This is a genomic window from Halorubrum sp. SD612, assembly GCF_002135005.1.
Genome location: NZ_NEWI01000244.1, coordinates 1 through 2,751 on the forward strand (window position 1 = coordinate 1; position 2,751 = coordinate 2,751).

Consider the following 2,751-nt stretch of genomic DNA (forward strand, 5'->3'; position numbering starts at 1 on the left):
GACGTTCTTGCCGCCCCACGAGAGGTTCGTCGTCATCGCGATGGTCGCGAGCGACGACTCGCCCGTGCCGTGGACGTTGTCGAACAGCTGCTTCATCGGCGTGTCGTTCACGGCGAAGACGGGGTAGCCGAGCGCGCCGTCGGCGTCCATCGCGCGCAGGCGGTCGACGCCGGTGGTCGTCTCCTCGGCGCCGCCGACGATGGAGTCGACGAGGTCCGGGTACTCCTCGTGGACGAGCTTCACCATGTCCATCCCGTCGTCGACGGTGATGGTGGGACCGTGGGCGATGCAGGCGTGCATCGCGTCGTAGTACTCCTCGTCGTCGACGCCGCGGACGGCGTAGGAGGTGATCGACTCGTGGGCGTCGAGCGCGGCCGACACGTCGTCGTGCGTCGAGAGGGGGTTACAGCCGGTGATCGCGACCTCGGCGCCGCCCTCGGCGAGCAGCTCGACGAGGTTCGCGGTCTTCGCCTCGACGTGCATCGCCATCGCGATCGTCTCGCCCGCGAGCGGCTGTTCGTCGGCGAACTCCTCGCGGAGCGCGTTTAGTATCGGCATGTGCTGGAGCGCCCAGTCCATCTTCCGGCGCCCCTCCTCCCGGGCCGCCTCGACGTCCGAGAGGTGCTGTGACACCGGCGGATACGCGGTCTCGCTCATACGTATCGGTTCGCTCACTGCGCACTAAACCCTGCCGACACCGGAGTGCGCACAGAAAGGGTGGATCCGGTTGTCAGCGGCCGTCGCCCGCGTCACCGAACCGAGCTGCGGACCGCGTCGTCAGTTACCGCCGGGGCCGCCCGCGTGGTCCGGCGGGCCGCGCTCGCCGTCGTCCTCAGCGTCGTCTTCTTCGGCGTCGTCTTCTTCGGCGTCGTCTTCTTCGGCGTCGTCTTCTTCGGCGTCGTCTTCCTCGGCGTCGTCTTCTTCGGCGTCGTCTTCTTCGGCGTCGTCGTCCTCGGCGTCGTCGTCCTCTTCGTCTACGTCATCATCGTCCGCGTCGTCACCGCCCGGACCGGCGTGGGCCGGCGGGCCGCGCTCGTCGCTGTCGTTCTCGCCGTCGGGGCCGCCGGCGTGGTCGGGCACGTTCCCGGGCGCGTCGCTCTCGTTCTCCTCGCTGGCGTCGCCGTCGTCGGCGCCCCCCGGGCCGCCGGCGTGGTCCGGGGCGTTACCGGGGTTGTTCTCCGTGGCGAAGTCCGAGACCGCGGCGCCGATGCCGCCCTCGCGGTCGCTGATGTCCTCGATGAAGTCGCGGATCAGCTGGCCGAACGGCGTCTCCTCGGGCGCGTCGTCCTCGTCGCCGGCCGTCAGCTCGACCGTCGTCGAGGCGGTGCGGTCGTCGTAACTCGTGGTCACGTCGACGGCGACGTCCTCCTCGGCGGCGGGGAGGCCGACCGTGCCGTTCGCGTCGGTCTCGTACTCGCCCGTCCCGGCGTACGACGCGTTCTCGTCGGCGTCGTCCGCGAGGGCGACGACGACGGTGGCGTTCTCGACGGGCTCGTCGTCGTCGGTCACGGTCACCGTCGGCTCCTCGTCGGTGTCGTCGACCTCGACTTCGAGGCCGTCCGGCGCCTCGAACTCGACCGTCTCGGAGACGCTCGCGTTCTCGTACTCCGCCGTGACCTCGACGGTCACGTCCTCCTCGGCGGCGGGGAGGTCGACGGTGCCGTTCGCGTCGGTCTCGTACTCGCCCGTCCCGGCGTACGACGCGTTCTCGTCGTCGGCGACCGTCACGTTCACCGAGGCGTTCTCGACCGCCTCGTCGTCGTCGGTCACCGTGACGACCGGCTCGCCGCCGGTGTCGTCGACGTCGAGTTCGAGCCCGTCGGGGGCTTCGAGGTCGACCGTCGTCGACGCGGTGTCGTTACCGGAGGCGGCCGTGACCTCGACCGTCACGTCCTCCTCGGGGGCTTCGAGGTCGACGGTGCCGTTCGCGTCCGTCTCGTACTCGCCCGATCCCGCGTACGACTCGTTCTCCGCGTCGACGACGCTCACGACGACCGTGGCGTTCTCGACGGCGGTGTCGTTCTCGGTCACCGTGACCGTCGGTTCGCCGTCCGCGTCGTCGACGGCCACTTCGAGATGGCCGTCGGCGGCCGCGACGCCGGTCATCGCGCCGAGCGCGACGACCGCGATCAGTAGGATGGCTGTCGTGCGTTCGCTCATGTCCACTCGGGTCCACCGCCTGTTTCCCTATAAAAAGAGAAGTCCCTTAACGCGGTTTAATTCGGTTTGTATCCGGGTTAACGGCGCTGAGACGTTTGTTTCGGTGGATCGGGGGTTCCGCGGCGGTTTCGACGGTGATCGGTGCCGGGTTCGTTCCCGATTTCGGGTCGGACATCGCTCGCGCGCGATACGTCTCCGGGACTGTCGCGCTCGACCGAGTTGTGTTCCCTCGTTTATAAGCAGGCGACCATCTCGCGGCGATGACCTCCAAAGCCCCAGCTGTTCGCTTATAAATGGTTGATAGCGGATCGACAACGAACACCTCCAAAGCCCCAGCCGCGAGGGCGGCGCACGCTCGCTGCGGTCCTCAGTCGGTCGCTACCGCTCCCTCCTTGCGGTCCTTGCGTCACCTGCGCCGCCCTCGCGGCTGCCCCTTTGAGTCCCGCCCCGGACAGCACAGCGCCTCACGCCTCCCCAGCCTCGCGGTTCGCGCTCTTCGAGCGCTCACCGCGTCCCTCGCGCGTGCTGCTCGCGGCCGCTGGAGGCGGCCGCTCGCAGGCACGCGCCCCCGCGCGGTCACTCATAGGTAGG

2 protein-coding genes are annotated in these 2,751 nt (G+C 69.1%); both read right to left on the reverse strand.

What is annotated here, in order from left to right:
- A partial coding sequence (locus B9G38_RS15835) for an adenosylhomocysteinase (protein ID WP_143415534.1) occupies nt 1-657 on the reverse strand: 657 nt, incomplete at its 3' end.
- Between the two features lie 120 nt (nt 658-777).
- Nucleotides 778-2,160: a DNA primase gene (locus B9G38_RS15840; protein WP_086221014.1), complete on the reverse strand. Its 1,383-nt coding sequence runs from the start codon at nt 2,158-2,160 to the stop codon at nt 778-780.
- Nucleotides 2,161-2,751: the final 591 nt, after the last annotated feature.

Coding starts and splice junctions, on each gene's coding strand:
- B9G38_RS15840 (WP_086221014.1), bottom strand. CDS start 2,160: ATGAGCGAACGCACGACAGCCATCCTACTGATCGCGGTCGTCGCGCTC.